This window comes from Methylobacterium sp. V23 (assembly GCF_002917135.1).
Lineage (GTDB): Bacteria > Pseudomonadota > Alphaproteobacteria > Rhizobiales > Beijerinckiaceae > Methylobacterium.
Window position 1 is genome coordinate 138,099 of sequence record NZ_PDHT01000002.1, and the last position, 16,424, is coordinate 154,522.

Consider the following 16,424-nt stretch of genomic DNA (forward strand, 5'->3'; position numbering starts at 1 on the left):
GACCGCCTCTCGCCCCGCAGACTGACCCGTCCATGAAACGAACCGCTCCATGATCGACCACGCCCTGTTCGATCCGGCGATGATCGATCCCGAGACCCAGCGCCTGAACGCCGAGATCGTGGCCGCGCATGCCGCGCTGACCGATCCGTGGGCGATCCCCATGACCGAGGTCCGGGCCCGCCGGCGCCAGGGCACGCAGGCCTCGCCGGCCATGCCGCGCAGCGCCCGGGCCGAGATCCTGACCATCGACGGGCCCGCCGGCCCCCTGCAGCTGCGCGTCATCCGCCCCGACGCCCGCAAATGGACGAAGCTGCGCGGCGCCTACCTGCACATCCATCGCGGTGGCTGGGTCTGGGGCTCCGCCGACGAGCAGGACCCCTGGCTGGAGCGCATCGCCGACATCTGCGGCTTCGTCTGCCTGTCGGTGGAATATCGCCTCGCGCCCGAGCATCCCTACCCGGCGGCCCTCGAGGATTGCGAGGCCGCCGCCCTCTGGCTCGCCGGTCCCGGCCGCGCCGAGTTCGGCATCTCCGCCCTCACCATCGGGGGCGAATCCGCCGGGGCGCAGCTCGCCGTGATGGTGCTCCTGCGGCTGCGCGACCGGCACGGCCTGCCCCGCGCCTTCCGGGGGGCCAACCTGAATGCCGGCTTCTTCGACCTCGGCCTCACCCCGAGCGTGCGCAACTGGGGTGACGAGCGCCTGGTGGTGAACACCCAGGACCTGACCAACTTCGCCAACGTCTACGTCCGCGAGGGCATCGACCGCCGCCGGCCCGACGTCTCCCCGGTCTATGCCGACCTGAAGGGCCTGCCGCCGGCGCTGTTCACCGTGGGCACCCACGATCCGCTCCTCGACGACACGCTCTACATGTCGGCCCGCTGGGCGGCCGCCGGCAATGGCGGGCACACGGCGATCTATCCGGGCGGCTGCCACATCTTCGTGCGCTATCCCGGGGCGATGACCGAGCGGGCGCTGGAGCTGATCGACCGCTTCCTGATGGCCCTGGCCTGAGCAAGCGCGCGGCCGCATCCCTGCTGCCGGAGCGCTTCGCCGCGTGGTTCGCCGCGCGGGGCTGGGCGCCCCGGCCCCACCAGCTCGACCTCCTCGACATCGTCGGGCGCGGCCGCTCGGCCCTCCTCGTGGCGCCGACGGGCGCGGGCAAGACCCTGGCGGGCTTCCTGCCGAGCCTGACGGCCCTGGCGGCGCGGCCGGCCTCGGCGAAGCCGCGGGGCCTGCACACGCTCTACGTCTCGCCGCTCAAAGCGTTGGCCGTCGACATCGCCCGCAACCTCGAGGCACCCATCGCCGAGATGGGGCTGGCCGTCCGCGTCGAGACCCGCACCGGCGACACGCCCTCGCACAAGCGCACCCGGCAGATCGCGCGACCGCCCGACATCCTGCTGACCACGCCGGAGCAGCTCGCCCTACTCATCGCCCACCGCGAGGCGGCGGACCTGTTCGCCGGCCTGTCCTGCGTCGTCCTCGACGAGCTGCACGCCCTCGTCACCTCGAAGCGCGGCGACCTGCTGTCCCTCGCGCTCGCGCGCCTGCACCGCCTCAGTCCCGGGCTCACGGCGATCGGCCTCTCCGCCACCGTTCGCGAGCCGGACGAGTTGCGGCGATACCTGGTGCCGCAGCACATCCCCTCGCCCCCCGAAGAGGCGGAGGGCGGCCCGGCCATGGCTGAGCTCGTGGTGGTGAAGGGCGGCGCCGCGCCGGACCTCCACATGCTGGAGACCGGCCTCACCCTGCCGCTGGCCGGGCATACCGCGTGGCAGGCGATGCCGGCGATCTACGATCTGATCGGGCAGCACCGGACCGTGCTGGTGTTCGTGAACACCCGGCTCCAGGCCGAGTACACCTTTCAGGAACTCTGGCGCATCAACGACGCCAACTATCCCATCGCCCTGCATCACGGCTCGCTCGACGCCACCCAGCGCCGACGGGTCGAGGCCGCCATGGCGGCGGGCCAGCTTCGGGCGATCGTCTGCACCGCCACCCTCGACCTCGGCATCGACTGGGGCGACGTCGACCTCGTGGTCAATATCGGCGCTCCCAAGGGGGCGAGTCGGATCATGCAGCGCATCGGGCGCGCCAACCACCGCATGGACGAGCCGTCGAAGGCCTATCTCGTCCCGGCCAACCGGTTCGAGATGCTCGAGTGCCAAGCGGCCCTCGACGCCGTGGAGGCCGCCGCGCAGGACACGCCCGACGCCCGCCTCGGCGCCCCCGACGTCCTGGCCCAGCACGTCCTTGGCATGGCCTGCGCCGACGCCTTCGACGCGGTGCAGCTCTACGAGGAGATCGTCTCGGCCGCCCCCTACGCCACCCTGTCCTGGGAGGATTTCGAGGCGGTGGTCGATTACGTCGCCACCGGCGGCTACGCCCTGCGGGCCTACGAACGCTTCGCCAAGATCCTGCGCGGGCCGGACGGCCTCTGGCGGGTGCGCGATGCCCGCATCGCCCAGCAATACCGGATGAACGTCGGCACCATCGTCGAATCCGCCAAGGTGAAGGTCAGGCTCGCCCGCGGCGTGCGCGGCAAGCCGGGCGCGATCCTGCCCAAGGGCGGCCGCGTGCTGGGCGAGATCGAGGAGGATTTCGCCGACACCCTGACCCCGGGCGACACCTTCCTGTTCGCCGGCGAGGTCCTGCGCTTCGAGGGCCTGTCGGAGGACGAGGCCCTGGCGACCCGTGCGGGGCCGGGCACCGACCCGGCGATCCCGTCCTACGCGGGTGCGAAGTTCCCGATCTCGACCTTCCTGGCCGCCCGGGTCCGCGCCCTGATCGCCGATCCGTTCGAGTGGGACCGGCTGCCCCGCCAGGTCTCGGATTACCTCCTCCAGCAGCGGACCCGCTCGGTCCTGCCCGGTCCCACGGGACTGCTGGTGGAGACCTTCCCCCGCGCCGGGCGCTACTACCTCACCGCCTTCCCCTTCGAGGGGCGACTGGCGCACCAGACCCTCGGCATGCTGCTCACCCGCCGGCTGGAACGGGCGCGGATGCGGCCCCTGGGCTTTGCCGCCAACGATTACGGCATCGCCATCTGGCTCAACCGCGATGTCGGCGAACAGATCGGTCGGGAGCCGGACTTCCTCGAAGCCCTGTTCGCCGAGGACATGCTCGGGGACGACCTCGAGGCCTGGCTCGATGAATCCGCCATGATGAAGCGCACCTTCCGGCAATGCGCCGTGATCGCCGGGCTGATCGAGCGGCGTTATCCGGGCCAAGCCAAGACCGGCCGGCAGGTCACCATCTCCACCGATCTGGTCTACGACGTGCTGCGCAAGCACCAGCCGGACCACCTGCTGCTCAGGGCGGCGCGGCAGGATGCGGCAACCGGACTCCTCGACGTGAAGCGCCTCGGTATGATGTTGAGGCGCATCCAGGGGCGAATCATCCACAAGGCGCTCGATCGCGTCTCGCCGCTCTCCGTCTCCGTCATGCTCGAGATCGGGCGTGAACGGGTCTACGGCGAGGGCGCCGACGAGATTCTGGCGGAAGCCGAGGCACAGCTGCTCGAAGAAGCGCTGGCCTGAACGCGTGGTGAAACGCCCTGCCCCGAACGCAGAGGATGCGGTTTTGGCGCTCGGCCAGAGACTTGAGAAGACCATCCGGGCCCCCGGCCTGACCCTCGCCGGCGAAGCCCTCGCCCTCGACCTCTGCGGCGGCCTCTGGCTCGCGCAGCACCGCACCCTGGTGGTGTCCGACCTCCACCTGGAGAAGGGCTCGGCCTTCGCCGCCCGGTCCGGGCAGTTCCTGCCGCCCTACGACACCCGCGAGACCCTGGCCTGCCTGCACGAGGTGATCGTGCGCCTCGACCCGGCCTGCGTCGTCGCGCTGGGCGATTCCTTCCACGATTCCCGGGGGCCGGAGCGCATGGAGCCGGGCGACCGCGCCATGGTGGCGGCCCTTCAGGAGGGCCGCGACTGGGTCTGGATCGCCGGCAACCACGACCATGCGGTCAGCGAGGGCGTCGGCGGCCGCTACGCGGAGACGCTGACGGTGGGCGCCCTGACCCTGCGGCACGAGCCGACCGTCGATGCCCCGGAGGGCGAGGTCTCGGGCCACCTGCATCCCTGCGGCAAGGTCGCGATGCGCGGGCGTGCCGTGCGCCGACGCTGCTTCGTCACCGACGGGCGCCGCCTGATCATGCCGGCCTTCGGTGCCTATGCGGGCGGGCTCAACGTCCGCAACGCCGCCTTCGAGCCGCTGTTTCCGGCCGGCTTCACGGCGCACCTTCTCGGTGACGGCCGGGTCTTCGCCATCGGCAAGGCGATGCTGAGCAAGGACTGAGGCGCGCGGGGCTCAGGACCCGGGGCTCAGGCCGCGATGAGCAGCGAGGCCCCGGCGACGCCCGACAGGGCCAGGCGCAGACGGCCGAGCCAGAGCGGGACGAGGCCGCGGCGCGGCAGGTCCTGATCGACGAGGCCCCAGGCGAGCACGAGAATGCCGAGGATGCGCAGGTCCCAGGGCATCGGCGCGGCGAGGGCCGCCCAGGCGATCAACGACGGCAGGATCGCGATGGCGTAATCCGCGCCGCCCGAGTTGCGCGCGGCTGCCGCGCCCCAGCGGATGCCGCCCAGGAACGACGCGATCACGGCACCGTAAGTCGAGAGCATCAGGCGGGGACTGAGGCCGATGGTGCCTAGGCCGCCATCGGAGCCGCTATAGGCGAGCAGGGCGAAGCCCAGGAACGGAATCAGCCCGGCGATCCCCAGGATCAGGGCAGCCGGTGGAACCGTCGTCACGCGCGCCATCGGCTCTCCACTTGTCCGGGTTGCCTGACGGCGGCAACCTGCGCTTCGGAATGGGTCACCCGGCCACTATGGTCCGGGGATCACCGCTTCGACAACGCCGGGAACCGAGGTTCGGCGCACAGCGGAACGGCGTCAGAAGCCCGCATCCCCCGCGCCCCGCGCTGCCGCTCAGATCCGCCGGGCCGGCGGAACGTTGCCGGAGGGCGGCGCCGCACCGAGCAGGCTCATCGTGTTCTCGGTGGGCAACGGGGCCGGAATCTCGTTGGCCGCCGGCTCCGGGACCTTGGGCTTGAAGCCCGTCACCTGCGCCCGCGCGGCGCTCAGGGCTTTCGCGTCGAGCTTCGAGGCCACGTCGTCGCGCTTCTTGGCGGCGTCCTCGTCGCCCTGCGCGGCGGCGGCCGAGAACCACAGGAGGGACTGTCCCAGATCCTGCTGCACGCCCATCCCCCGGGCGTAGAGCACCGCGAGGTTGTACTGGCTGTCACGCACGCCGAACTCGGCCGCGCGCTTGAACCAGAGGGAGGCGGTGGCGAAGTCGGGCTTGCCGCCGGCCGCCGGGTTCTCGGCGTAGATCACCGCGAGGTTGTGCATCGCGCGGACATTGCCGAGTTCGGCAGCGCGGCCGTACCAGAGTTTCGCCTGCGCCAGGTCGCGGGTCACGCCGACGCCCTTCTCGTACAGGCTTCCGAGCTTGTACTGCGCCGGCGCGAAGCCGCTGGCCGCGATCTGCTCGAACACCTTCACGGCGAGGGCCGGGTCGCGCGTCATGCCGCGGCCTTCGGCCGCCCGCATGCCCAGGTCGTAGGCGGCGGCGCCGTCGCCGGCGAGGGCTGCCTGGCGCAGCTTCACTAGGTTCGGCGGCACGGCCGCGAGGTCCGCGGTGAGGCCGGCCATCGTCGCCACGTGCGGCACCGGGGACCGGGCAGCCACGGCGGGCGCCGTGCCCTTGGCGGGCGCGCTCTCGGCGAGACTCTGTGTGGTCTGCGGATCGGACACCGTGGGCGTCCCGCCCTTCGCATCCTGCGCTTTCGCGTCCTGAGCCTTCGAATCCTGGGTCTTCGAATCCTGCGGCTTGGCGGACGCCTCGGCCATGAGGCCGGCCTCCGGCGTTGCGGCCCCGGCGGGCGCCGCGAGCGAGGCGACCGGCTCGGTCCCCGATGCGGCGATGTCCGGGGTCCGGCGGGCCGTCACGGCCTGGAGGGCGCCGAGCAGGAGCACCACCGCGGCGAGGCCGAGGAGGAGCGGCTTGCGGCGGCGGTCGATGCCCTCGCGGAAGCGGGCGAGGCGACCGTCGCGGCGGGCGGCGTCGGACCCGTTGCGGGCTCCCTCGCCATCCTGTGCCTCGGCCTGCCCGGCAGCCTCCGCCTGCGCGGCCTGCGCGGCACGGCGGGCGGCGGCGATGAAGCTGGTCTTGATGTCGCTGTCGGCCGCACCCGCGGCCTCGCTCGGCTCGATCCGGCTCGCCGGGCGCTCGCGGCTCGGGCGTCCGGCGCCCGGCTCCAGCGGGAGATCGGGGCCCGAGACCAAGGGGCGTTCGATCCGGACGGCGTCCGGCCGGCGCGACGGGGCACCACCGGCGGCCTGCTCGGCGCCCGGCTCACGGACGGACTCCTTGGTCATGTCCCGCGACGCCAGATCCCGCGCCAGCATCTCCCGGGCCAGGATATCCTTCGCGGACATGTCGCGCGGGCTGCGGGCGCTGCCCAGGAGGGCGGCGTCGGTGTCCGGGGTGCCGATCCGGCCGACCAGGCGCTCCAGGGCGGCGTAGACCCCGGTCAGCGTCGATTGCATCCGCTGCTCGGAGGCGACCTGGTGCGCGCGCAGGTCCGCGAGGCTGGCCCGCAGCAGGGCGACTTCGCCGGTTTCCGCGGCCGCCCCCATGGTCTCCGCGACCGCATTGCGGGCGGCGCGCTCGACGGCCGCCTCCATCGGCGCCTCGGCCCGCAGGGCCGAGACCTGGTCGAGGAGGTCGGTCATGGTGCGCTCGAGTCCGGCCAGGGCCGGATCGGCGTCGCGGGTGTCAATGCGCTCGGCCAGCGCCAGGACCTGCTGCTCCAAGGCGTCGAGACCCTCGTCGCGCGGGCCTTCGCCCGTGCCGATGCGATCGAGCTTGACGGTCAGCTCGTGCAGCATGCCGTGGATCGAGGCGAGGTTCTCGTCGGGCAAGGCCGGCCGGCGCAGGGTCGCGCCGATGTCTTCGAGGCGTCCGATCAGGTCGCCGACGGGATTGATGCTGACCCGGTCGACCTTCTCCGACAGGGCATCGATCCGGTGCAGGATGACGTCCGAATCCTGGTGGGCGGCCATCGGCCCGGCGCCGCGCAGGGCATCGAGCTTGGCGCCCATCTCCTGGATCTGCTCGCCGATACCGGCATCCGCGCTGGAGCGCAGGCCGATCCGGATCTCCTCCAGCAGAGGGCGGAGCTCCGCCATGCTGGCAGTCTCCCCGGGCATGCCGGCCTGGAGCTGCGAGATCTGGGTGCTGATGGCCTGGAGGCCGTTGGCGAGGCTCTGGATCCGCTCGGGTCCGGCGAGAGCGCCGATCAGGCGGCGGATCTCGTCGAGTTCCCGGAACAGTCCGGCCACCACATCCTGATCGGCGATGCCGGAGGACGCGCCCTGGAGCGTCCCGTTCATCTTGGCGGCGAGGCGCTCGACATCGGCGGCGACGCGCGCGTGAACGTTGTCGGCGACGTCCTCGGCCAGGCGCTCGACCTGCGCGCGGATCGCCTCGATGGGGGCTGCGATCGCGGCGAGGTCGCCGGGCGCCCTCGCCTTCTCGACACCGTCCGCGAGGGTCTGCATCGCCTTTTCCAGCGCGCCGACGTCGCGGCCGCTGGCGAGGCTGCCGATCGATTCGCGCAGCCGGACCGTCTCGCTCTGGAGCTCGGCGATGACGGGGGCGGCCAGGACCGAGTCCGCGTTCGGGGCCGGGGCGGCGTTTAGGACCGGGGCGGCGTCGAGGGCCGGGGCGGGGGCCTGCACGGGTGCAGCGGAAGCGCCGGCCAGCTCGCGCTGGCGCTGGCGGATCTCCGTGACCGCGTTGCGGATCTCGGTGACGACTGGCCGGCCGCGGCGGCCCAGGGGACGGGGCGCGGCCAGTTGCTCGCCGATCTCCGTCATCCGACGCTCGATATCCGCGAGGCGCTGCGCCATCTCGGAGGGCGGCGGGCTGGCGGCCTCAGCCTGCGGGGCGAAGGGCGCCGACGGCACGGGCCCGGACGCGGCAGGCGCGGGCGCGGCGGGCGCCTCCGCGCCGATGCGCTGGTCGATGCCGTCCAGGCGACGCATCATCTCGGTGAGGGCCGCGTTCTTGCCGGTCGGCCCGGTGGGCCCGGCGCTCGCCGAAGGACGAACTTCGAGCGGTGCCGGTGCGGCGGCGCCCGCGGGCGTCCCGGTCGCTGCGACCGGCGCCGGCTGCACGCCGCGTGATTCGGGGGCAGGCTTGTCCGCGAGCGTCTGAGGATCGACGATGGAGGCGATCCAGGTCTCGACCGGAATCCCGGCGCGGCGGGCGACATCCCGCGCCGCTTCGAGAACGTCGGGATCGAAGCCTTCGAGGTCGAGCGTCGCGTTGCGTGTCATCGTCAAACCTGACCCGGCGAAGTCCATGGTTCGATCCGCGAGCGCTCCCCGGCCACGCGAAAGCGAGGGAGGGGTTAACGGCAGATCCGTCCTCCCCGACATTTGGTAGTCTTGGTAAACAGTCGGTTAAGGCTTGGCCGATTGGTGGCAAATGACCGAGTCTCCCCGCACCCCGCGGGACCCCCTTTCGCCCGCCGCAAAATAGTTTATATGTGAACCATCAGGTGCGCCGGCGGCCGGAAGACCGTCCAGGAACGCAGCCGTTTCCGGGAGATGATGCGCGATGCCAAGCTACAAGGCACCGGTCGAGGACGTCCTGTTCCTGCTGAACGACGTGCTCGGGTTCCACCGCTACGACAACCTGCGCGGCTTCTCGGACGCCGCCCCCGACGTGATGGAGGCGGTGCTCAACGAGGGTGCCAAGCTCGCCGAAACGGTGCTCGCGCCGCTCAATTCCATCGGCGACCGCGAGGGCTGCACCCGCCACCCCGACGGCAGCGTCACGACCCCGAAGGGCTTCAAGGCCGCCTACGACGCCTATGCGGGCGGCGGCTGGATGGGCCTGTCGATGCCGGAGGAATATGGCGGGCAGGCCCTGCCGCACACCCTCAACACCGCGATCCAGGAATTCGCCTCCGGGGCCAACCTCGCGCTCGGCATGTATCCCGGCCTGACCCAGGGCGCGATGGCGGCCCTCCTGGTGCACGGCTCCGAGGCGCAGAAGGCGCTCTACCTGCCGAAGATGGTGGAAGGCGCCTGGACCGGCACCATGAACCTGACCGAGCCCCATTGCGGCACGGATCTCGGCCTCCTCAAGACCAAGGCGGTGCCCAACGGCGACGGCTCCTACAGCCTGACCGGCACCAAGATCTTCATCTCGGCCGGCGAGCACGACCTCGCCGAGAACATCATCCACCTCGTCATCGCCCGCATCGAGGGTGCGCCGGCCGGCACCAAGGGCATCTCGCTGTTCGTGGTGCCGAAGTTCCTCGTGAATGGCGACGGCTCGCTCGGCGCACGCAACCCCGTCTCCTGCGGCTCCCTCGAGCACAAGATGGGCATCCACGGCAATTCGACCTGCGTCATGAACTATGACGGGGCCCAGGGCTGGCTCGTCGGCCAGGAGAATCGCGGCCTCAACGCGATGTTCGTGATGATGAACGAGGCCCGGCTCGCGGTCGGCGTCCAGGGTCTCGGACAGTCCGAGGTCGCCTATCAGAACGCCGTCGCCTACGCGAAGGACCGGCTCCAGGGCCGCGCCCTCACCGGCGCCCAGGCGCCCGAGAAGGCCGCGGACCCGATCATCGTCCATCCCGACGTGCGCAGAACCCTGATGGGCATCCGCGCCTTCAACGAGGCCGCCCGCGCCCTCGTGCTCTGGACCGCGCTCCAGGCCGATATCGGCCACCGCTCCGACGATGCGAGCGAACGGCAGAGTGCCGAGGACCACATGGGCCTGATGACCCCGGTGGTGAAAGGCGTGCTGACCGACCGGGGCTTCGCCAACGCGGTCGAGGCCCAGCAGATGTTCGGCGGCCACGGCTACATCGAGGAATGGGGCATGTCGCAGTTCGTGCGCGATGCCCGCATCGCGATGATCTACGAGGGCGCCAACGGCATCCAGGCCATGGACCTCATCGGGCGCAAGCTGCCCAAGGATGGCGGCCGGGCGATGATGAGCTTCCTCGGCGAGGTGCAGACCTTCATCAAGGACCACGGCGAGGACGAGGCGATGAAGCCCTTCGTCGCCCCCCTCCAGGTCGGCCTGAACGACCTGCAGGGCGCCACCATGTGGTTCATGCAGAACGCCTTCACGAAGCCCGACAACGCGGGCGCCGGTGCCACCGACTACATGCACCTGCTCGGCCTCGTGGCCATGGGCTACATGTGGGCGCGCATCGCCAAGGCCGCCCTGGCCCGCCAGGCCGAAGCCGCGTCGGAGGCGATGGCCGCCAAGCTGGTGGTGGGCCGCTTCTACATGGAGCGCCTCCTGCCCGAGACCGCGACCCGGCTGGTCCGGATCAAGGCCGGCGCCGAGACGACGATGGCGCTCGGCCCCGAGGCGTTTTAGACCATCGCGACCGTTGCGCCCCGCCCCTCCCGCGGCGGGGTGATGCCCGCGCCGGCAGGGTCAAGAGAACGAGGACACGCATGCCCGAGGCCTTCATCTACGACCATGTCCGCACCCCGCGGGGCCGCGGCAAGCCCGATGGCGCGCTGCACGAGGTGACCGCCCTGCGCCTCGCCGAGGTGGCCCTCCGCGCCCTCAAGGAGCGCAACGACCTCGACACGCGCCGCGTCGACGACGTGGTGCTCGGCTGCGTCGATCCGGTGGGCGAGGCCGGCGGCGACATCGCCCGTGCCGCGGCCCTGGTGGCCGATTACGGCACGCACGTGCCGGGCGTCCAGATCAACCGCTTCTGCGCCTCGGGCCTCGACGCGGTGAACTTCGCCGCCGCGCAGGTGATGGCCGGACAGCACGACCTGACGGTGGGCGGCGGCGTCGAGTCCATGAGCCGCGTCGGCCTCGGTGCCTCCGGCGGCGCCTGGCCGGTGGATCCCGCCATCGCGATCAAGTCGTACTTCATGCCCCAGGGCGTCTCGGCCGACCTCATCGCCTCGAAATACGGCTTCAGCCGCGACGATTGCGACGCCTACGCGGTCGAGTCGCAGAAGCGCTCGGCCGCCTCCTGGGCCGAGGGCCGCTTCGCCAACGCGGTCGTGCCGGTGCGCGACATCAACGGCATCACGCTCCTGGCCAGCGACGAGCACATGCGGCCATCCACGGACATGCAGTCCCTCGGCCAGCTCAAGGCCTCCTTCGTCCAGATGGGCCAGATGGGCGGCTTCGACGCCGTGGCGATCGACGCCCACCCGGACGTCGAGACCGTCAACCACGTCCACCACGCGGGCAACTCGTCGGGCATCGTCGACGGCGCGGCCGCGGTGCTGATCGGCTCGGCCGAGGCCGGCAACGCCGCGGGCCTCAAGCCCCGCGCCCGCATCCGCGCCTTCGCCAATATCGGCTCGGACCCGGCCCTCATGCTCACCGGCCCGGTGGACGTGACGAAGAAGGTCCTGGCGCGGGCCGGCATGAGCCTGTCGGACATCGACCTGTTCGAGGTCAACGAAGCCTTCGCCGCGGTGGTGCTGCGCTTCCAGCAGGCCTTCGACGTGGACCCGGCCAAGATCAACGTCTGCGGCGGCGCCATCGCCATGGGCCATCCCCTCGGCGCGACGGGCGCGATGATCCTCGGCACGGTGCTCGACGAGCTGGAGCGCACCGGCAAGGAGCGCGCCCTGGTGACCCTGTGCATCGGCGCCGGCATGGGCACCGCCACCATCATCGAGCGGGTGTGAGCCTGCGCCGCCTCCCAAACCCCGCGCAAGTGGGGTAGAGGGCGGCGCCCGCCGCCGCCCGGCGCCGGGCGCACAACAAGAACCTCTGAGGACACGCCACGATGATGCGCCTGCTCGCCACCCTCTGCCTGACCACGGCCCTCTGCCTGCCGATGGCCGCCCGCGCCGACGATGCCGCCGAGCGCATCGCCGTCGCCAAGGACCTGGTGCAGAAGACCACGATCAAGAACCTGGAGGTCGGCTTCACGGGTGCCCTCGAGAAGACCGTGGCGCCGATGAAGGAAGACAAGGCCGAGGCCGTGCGCAAGGAAATCCGCGCCGAGTTCGACAAGCAGCGCGAGACGATGCTCGACGGCCTGTCGAAGGCCTATGCCGAGAAGTTCAGCCTCGACGAGCTGAAGCACCTCAGCGAAATCTACGGCGACAAGACCTACCAGAAGTTCCAGGCGGTCAATGCCGACCCGGCCTCGACCGTCTCCACGATCTCGCAGGCCTCGGTGACCAAGCTCCTGAACATGCTGGCGATCGCCTCGGCCGGGGATTCCGTGGCCAACGGGGCGCCCGGGGCTCCCGGTGCGCCGATGCCGATGCCGGCACGCTGAGGCGGACCGGCGGAGAACCCGATGGCCGGCTCAAGCCACATGCGCGCGGGAGACCTCGCCCGCCGGAGAGCCGGCCACCGGGAAGCCGCGGACCGGGGGCAGCGCCTCCAGGTGGGGCTTGGCGAAGTGGTAGCCCTGGAAGAGGCTCGCGCCGAGGCTGCGCAGGGTGTCGAGTTCGGATGCCGTCTCGACGCCCTCGGCGATCACCGCGATGTCCAGGGAGCGGGCGATGCCGATGATGCCCGCCACGATGATCTGACGGCGCTGGTCGGTGTCGATGCCGCGCAGCAGGTCCATGTCGATCTTGAGGAGGTCGGGCTGGAAGTTCGCCAGCAGGCTCAGGCCGGCGAAGCCGGCGCCGAAATCGTCCAGGGCGGTGAGGAAGCCCTGGCGACGATACTCGCTGACGATGCGCGAGACGTGGGCGGTGTCGCGGAACTTCTCGTTCTCGGTGAACTCGAACATGATCCGGTCGTGGGCGAACCCCGCCTTGCGGGCCGCCTCCAGGGACGAGCGGATGCAGGCGGCCGGTTCATAGACGGCGTTCGGCATGAAATTGATCGACAGACGGGTCGCGTCGTCGGTGGGAAACAGCTGGCCCGCGAGCTCGATCGCCTTGACCCGCGCCGCCTGGTCGAACCGGTAGACCGTCTCGGGCGTCACGCGGCCGAGAATGGAAGCCGCGGACTCGCCCGCCGGGCCGCGGACGAGCGCCTCGTAGCCCCAGACCCGGTTGGCCGGGAGGTCGAGGATCGGCTGGAACGCCATGGTAAAATTGAAGTCGAGCTCGGCTCCATCGCGGCAGCCCTGGCAGCCGGTCCGTGCGGTCATGGTCGTGTCCTGTCGCGGAAAAGTGCCCCCCGGCCATTCGAGATGCCTACGCAAGTTTTGACATAGGCTTAAGCAGACCCGCCGAAGCCGCCCACCCGCCGCATATTCGAGGATCCGTCATGAATCCTACAAACTTCCGATTCGAAATCGACGCCGACGGAATCGCATTGGCGACCTGGGACATGCCCGGCCGCTCCATGAACGTCTTCACCGACGCGGTGATGGACGAACTGAGCCAGGTGGTGGACGCCGTGGTCGCGGACCCCTCGATCAAGGGCTGCGTCATCGTCTCGGGCAAGGACAACTTCTCGGGCGGCGCCGACCTGACGATGCTCCAGGGCCTCGGTCGCGCCTTCGAGACCCTGAAGGCCGAGCGCGGCGAGGAGGAGGCGATGCGCCACTTCTTCGAGGAGTCGCGCAAGCTCAGCCTCGTCTTCCGCAAGCTCGAGACCTGCGGCAAGCCCTTCGCGGCGGCGGTGAACGGCATCTGCCTCGGCGGCGCCTTCGAACTCGCCCTGTCCTGCCACTACCGGGTGCTCTCGGACGATCCGAAGACCCGCGTCGGCCTGCCCGAGATCAAGGTCGGCCTGTTTCCCGGCGGCGGCGGCACCCAGCGCGTCGCGCGCCTGATGCAGACCGGCGACGCCTTGCAGATGCTGTTCAAGGGCGAGCAGATCCGGCCGCTGATGGCCCGGAACATGGGCCTCGCCCACGAGGTCGCGGCCAAGGACGAGATCGTGGCCAAGGCCAAGGCCTGGATCGCCGCCGGTGGATCGGCCGTCGCGCCCTGGGACCAGCCGAAGTTCAAGGCACCCTCCGGCAAGGTCTACTCGCCTGCCGGAATGATGATCTGGCCGCCGGCCAACGCCATCTACCGGCGCGAGACGCACGACAACTACCCGGCCGCCAAGGCGATCCTGGCCTCCGTCTACGAGGGCCTGCAGCTGCCGATGGATCAGGCCCTGCGCGTCGAGAGCCGGTACTTCGCCCACATCCTGCGCACCAAGGAGGCGGCGGCGATGATCCGGACGCTGTTCCTCTCCATGGGCGAGCTGAACAAGGGCGCGCGCCGCCCGAAGGACGTGCCGGCCACCCGGGTCCAGCGGGTCGGCGTCGTCGGCGCCGGCTTCATGGGGGCGGGCGTCGCCTACGTCACCGCCAATGCCGGCATGGAGGTCGTCCTCGTCGACCAGTCGGTCGAGGCGGCCGAGAAGGGCAAGGCCTACGCCCACAAGCTCGTCACCGACCAGATCAACAAGGGCCGGGCGAAGACCAGCGATCGCGACGCCCTCCTGGCCCGCATCAGCGCGAGCGCCGACTACGCCGACCTCGCCACCTGCGACCTCGTCATCGAGGCGGTGTTCGAGGACCCGAAGGTCAAGGCCGAGGTCATCGCCAAGGTCGAGGCCGTGATCCGGCCGGAGACGATCTTCGCCTCCAACACCTCCACCCTGCCGATCACCGGCCTCGCCAAGACCTCGGCCCGGCCGGAGCAGTTCGTCGGTATCCACTTCTTCTCGCCGGTGGAGAAGATGATGCTCGTCGAGATCATCAAGGGCGACCAGACCGGCGACGCCGCCCTCGCCACCGCCCTGGACTACGTCCGGACGATCAAGAAGACCCCGATCGTCGTCAACGACGCGCGCGGGTTCTTCGCCAACCGCTGCGTCGGCGCCTACCTGCTCGAGGGCCACAAGATGCTCAACGAGGGCATCCCCGCGGCGATGATCGAGAATGCCGGCCGCCAGGCGGGCATGCCGGTCGGCCCGCTCTCGCTGACCGACGAGGTGGCGGTCGACCTCGCCCTGAAGATCGTCAAGGCGACGGAGGCGCAGCTCGGGGCCGACAGCATCGATCCGGCCCAGAAGGCCCTGCTCAGCACCCTCGTGGAGGGCGAGGGCCGGCTCGGCCGCAAGAACAAGAAGGGCTTCTACGACTACCCCGAGGGTGCGCCCAAGTGCCTGTGGCCGGGCCTCTCCGGGCTTCAGGCGACCAAGGTCGACCCCGACGCGGTGGACTTCAACGAGCTGAAGCAGCGCCTCCTCGTGGTACAGGCCCTCGAAGCGGCCCGTACCGTCGGCGAGGGCGTCGTCACCGACCCGCGCGAGGCCGATGTCGGCTCGATCCTGGGCTTCGGTTTCGCCCCCTTCACCGGTGGCGCCCTGTCCTACATCGACTTCATGGGCGCCCAGGCGTTCGTGACGCTGGCGCAGGGCCTGGAAGCCAAGCACGGGCCGCGCTTCGCCGTGCCGCAGAACCTCCTGGACATGGCGGCCCGCGGCGGCACGTTCTACGGCGACGCAGCGGTCAAGCAGGCGGCCTGAGGCGACGGTCCCGCCCGGCGCGACGCCGGGCGGACCTCACGGCGGGTGAGGCGGTCGCCTCACCCCACCGACGCGGCCGTCATCCGGATCCGCAGCGCCTCGACGTCGTCGTGGTTGCTCGACAGCAGGTCGGTGATGTCGCCGGCCAGCAGCGCCTTCACGTGGCGGCAGCGGGTGCCGTAGCGGCCGGCCATGCAGGTGCAGCGCAGGTGCGGCCCGCTGGTGCGATCCTCCAGGGTCACGGCGTAGCGGTTGCCGCTGCTGCCGCGCACCGCGAAGTGCAGGCCCGCTGCGGATGCCGGCCGTGCGCCCGCGGCGAGGCGGGCCCGCTCCGTGAGGAAGCCCGGACGGCTGCGCGGAGGCATGGCGAGATCGGGCCCCGCCGGCACCGTGGTGATCGGCAGGTGGAGGGCCCGCGACAGGGCGGGCACGTCCGGCGCACCGGTCTCCCGCACCGCCGCGAGGGCGATCTCCGCGCAGGCATAGGCGTCCTCGCCCGCATCGTGGTGCTCGAAGGGGATCCCGAGGCGCGCCGCCACCTTGCCGAGGCCGCAGCCCTCCTCCGCCGGAAACACCCGCCGGGCGATCTGCAGGGTGCAGAGGTACGAGAAGGCCGGGGGCCGGTGCCCGTGCGCGGCCAGGGACGCCCGCAGCACGCCGAGGTCGAAGCCGGCATTGTGCGCGAGGATCAGCCCGGAGGCGAGGTCGGGCAGAAACTCCGCCATCACGGTGGGGAAATCCGGCTCGCCGCGCACGTCCGCCGGGAGGATGCCGTGGACCCGGATATTGCCCGGCGAGAAGCGCAGCTCCGGCGGACGGATCAGCCGGGTTTCCCGCCGCACCACCCGGCCGCCGGCGATCCAGGCGAGGCCGACGGCACAGGCGCTGTCGCGCCGCTCGTTGGCGGTCTCGAAGTCGAGGGCGATGACGGTCATGCGAGAATGGCGGGGCCCTGTCCCGG

General features: G+C 71.2%; 11 protein-coding genes. 7 read left to right on the top strand and 4 right to left on the bottom strand.

Going from position 1 to position 16,424, the window contains the following annotated elements; genetic code table 11:
• Window positions 1-49: 49 nt before the first annotated feature.
• Genes CRT23_RS03715 through pdeM form a run of 3 tightly spaced genes read left to right on the top strand, consistent with a single transcriptional unit; the run spans window position 50 to window position 4,297 of the window.
• Complete coding sequence (locus CRT23_RS03715; protein WP_103708655.1) at window positions 50-1,012, top strand: alpha/beta hydrolase; 963 nt, start codon at window positions 50-52, stop codon at window positions 1,010-1,012.
• On the top strand, window positions 1,009-3,540 hold the full coding sequence (locus CRT23_RS03720) for a ligase-associated DNA damage response DEXH box helicase (protein ID WP_103708656.1): 2,532 nt from the start codon (window positions 1,009-1,011) through the stop codon (window positions 3,538-3,540). Before CRT23_RS03715 ends, CRT23_RS03720 begins: the two co-directional genes overlap by 4 nt.
• Before the next feature lie 43 nt (window positions 3,541-3,583).
• Window positions 3,584-4,297: a ligase-associated DNA damage response endonuclease PdeM gene (gene pdeM, locus CRT23_RS03725; RefSeq protein WP_055955027.1), complete on the top strand. Its 714-nt coding sequence runs from the start codon at window positions 3,584-3,586 to the stop codon at window positions 4,295-4,297.
• A 26-nt stretch (window positions 4,298-4,323) separates the two neighbouring features.
• On the opposite strand, the gene CRT23_RS03730 is transcribed toward pdeM, so the two are convergent.
• Both CRT23_RS03730 and CRT23_RS03735 read right to left on the bottom strand, forming a co-directional pair.
• The gene (locus tag CRT23_RS03730; protein WP_055955031.1) at window positions 4,324-4,761 is read right to left on the bottom strand and encodes a DUF3429 domain-containing protein; all 438 of its coding nucleotides are present in this window, start codon (window positions 4,759-4,761) and stop codon (window positions 4,324-4,326) included.
• 168 nt (window positions 4,762-4,929) lie between these two features.
• Window positions 4,930-8,346, bottom strand: a complete 3,417-nt coding sequence (locus CRT23_RS03735; RefSeq protein ID WP_103708657.1) for a tetratricopeptide repeat protein — start codon at window positions 8,344-8,346, stop codon at window positions 4,930-4,932.
• A 283-nt stretch (window positions 8,347-8,629) separates the two neighbouring features.
• Here CRT23_RS03735 and CRT23_RS03740 point away from each other — a divergent pair, with 283 nt between their 5' ends.
• The 3 genes from CRT23_RS03740 to CRT23_RS03750 all read left to right on the top strand — a co-directional run bounded on the left by CRT23_RS03740 (window position 8,630) and on the right by CRT23_RS03750 (window position 12,308).
• Window positions 8,630-10,417, top strand: coding sequence for an acyl-CoA dehydrogenase C-terminal domain-containing protein (locus CRT23_RS03740; RefSeq protein ID WP_103708658.1), 1,788 nt, complete (start codon window positions 8,630-8,632; stop codon window positions 10,415-10,417).
• 80 nt (window positions 10,418-10,497) lie between these two features.
• On the top strand, window positions 10,498-11,706 hold the full coding sequence (locus CRT23_RS03745; RefSeq protein ID WP_103708659.1) for an acetyl-CoA C-acetyltransferase: 1,209 nt from the start codon (window positions 10,498-10,500) through the stop codon (window positions 11,704-11,706).
• 101 nt (window positions 11,707-11,807) lie between these two features.
• The gene (locus CRT23_RS03750; RefSeq protein WP_103708660.1) at window positions 11,808-12,308 is read left to right on the top strand and encodes a hypothetical protein; all 501 of its coding nucleotides are present in this window, start codon (window positions 11,808-11,810) and stop codon (window positions 12,306-12,308) included.
• Window positions 12,309-12,338: 30 nt separating this feature from the next.
• On the opposite strand, the gene CRT23_RS03755 is transcribed toward CRT23_RS03750, so the two are convergent.
• The gene (locus CRT23_RS03755; RefSeq protein ID WP_055955045.1) at window positions 12,339-13,139 is read right to left on the bottom strand and encodes an EAL domain-containing protein; all 801 of its coding nucleotides are present in this window, start codon (window positions 13,137-13,139) and stop codon (window positions 12,339-12,341) included.
• 119 nt (window positions 13,140-13,258) lie between these two features.
• Here CRT23_RS03755 and CRT23_RS03760 point away from each other — a divergent pair, with 119 nt between their 5' ends.
• Window positions 13,259-15,463, top strand: coding sequence for a 3-hydroxyacyl-CoA dehydrogenase NAD-binding domain-containing protein (locus CRT23_RS03760; protein WP_103708661.1), 2,205 nt, complete (start codon window positions 13,259-13,261; stop codon window positions 15,461-15,463).
• A gap of 59 nt (window positions 15,464-15,522) precedes the next feature.
• Here the strand turns inward: CRT23_RS03760 and CRT23_RS03765 are convergent, their stop codons facing one another.
• Window positions 15,523-16,398, bottom strand: coding sequence for a 3'-5' exonuclease (locus tag CRT23_RS03765; RefSeq protein ID WP_103708662.1), 876 nt, complete (start codon window positions 16,396-16,398; stop codon window positions 15,523-15,525).
• Between the last annotated feature and the right edge of the window lie 26 nt (window positions 16,399-16,424).

Bases quoted from the DNA above. Each gene is read 5' to 3' on its own strand.
- CRT23_RS03715 (WP_103708655.1), top strand. From the start codon at position 50: ATGATCGACCACGCCCTGTTCGATCCGGCGATGATCGATCCCGAGACC.
- CRT23_RS03730 (WP_055955031.1), bottom strand. From the start codon at position 4,761: ATGGCGCGCGTGACGACGGTTCCACCGGCTGCCCTGATCCTGGGGATC.
- CRT23_RS03735 (WP_103708657.1), bottom strand. From the start codon at position 8,346: ATGACACGCAACGCGACGCTCGACCTCGAAGGCTTCGATCCCGACGTT.
- CRT23_RS03740 (WP_103708658.1), top strand. From the start codon at position 8,630: ATGCCAAGCTACAAGGCACCGGTCGAGGACGTCCTGTTCCTGCTGAAC.
- CRT23_RS03745 (WP_103708659.1), top strand. From the start codon at position 10,498: ATGCCCGAGGCCTTCATCTACGACCATGTCCGCACCCCGCGGGGCCGC.
- CRT23_RS03750 (WP_103708660.1), top strand. From the start codon at position 11,808: ATGATGCGCCTGCTCGCCACCCTCTGCCTGACCACGGCCCTCTGCCTG.
- CRT23_RS03755 (WP_055955045.1), bottom strand. From the start codon at position 13,139: ATGACCGCACGGACCGGCTGCCAGGGCTGCCGCGATGGAGCCGAGCTC.
- CRT23_RS03760 (WP_103708661.1), top strand. From the start codon at position 13,259: ATGAATCCTACAAACTTCCGATTCGAAATCGACGCCGACGGAATCGCA.
- CRT23_RS03765 (WP_103708662.1), bottom strand. From the start codon at position 16,398: ATGACCGTCATCGCCCTCGACTTCGAGACCGCCAACGAGCGGCGCGAC.